Here is a 280-nt window from a genome sequence, read left to right on the forward strand (position 1 = left end):
GTGCTGTACGTTCTTTAACAATCTGGAAGAAGTAAGTAAATTTTTATTGATCGTTTTACGGTAAAACGTAAGACGATGGGTAATGATTGTATGTATCAACAAACGCAACAACGTAGTACTTCTTATTCCTATAAACGCTCCTTGTTTAGTCGCAGGGGCTAACGTTATAGGGACAAGTGAATAAGTGCACATGGTGGATGCCTTGGCGATTACAGGCGATGAAGGACGTAGTAGCTTGCGATAAGCTGCGGGGAGCTAGCAAACAAGCTTTGATCCGCAG

The 280-nt window shown here is 42.5% G+C and carries 1 rRNA gene; it reads left to right on the forward strand.

Annotation, left to right across the window (positions count from 1 at the left end):
- Positions 1–170: 170 nt before the first annotated feature.
- Positions 171–280 (forward strand): 23S ribosomal RNA (locus GEV02_RS32660); the annotation flags it as partial.

This window comes from Rugamonas aquatica (genome assembly GCF_009380215.1).
Classification (GTDB): domain Bacteria; phylum Pseudomonadota; class Gammaproteobacteria; order Burkholderiales; family Burkholderiaceae_D; genus Rugamonas; species Rugamonas aquatica_B.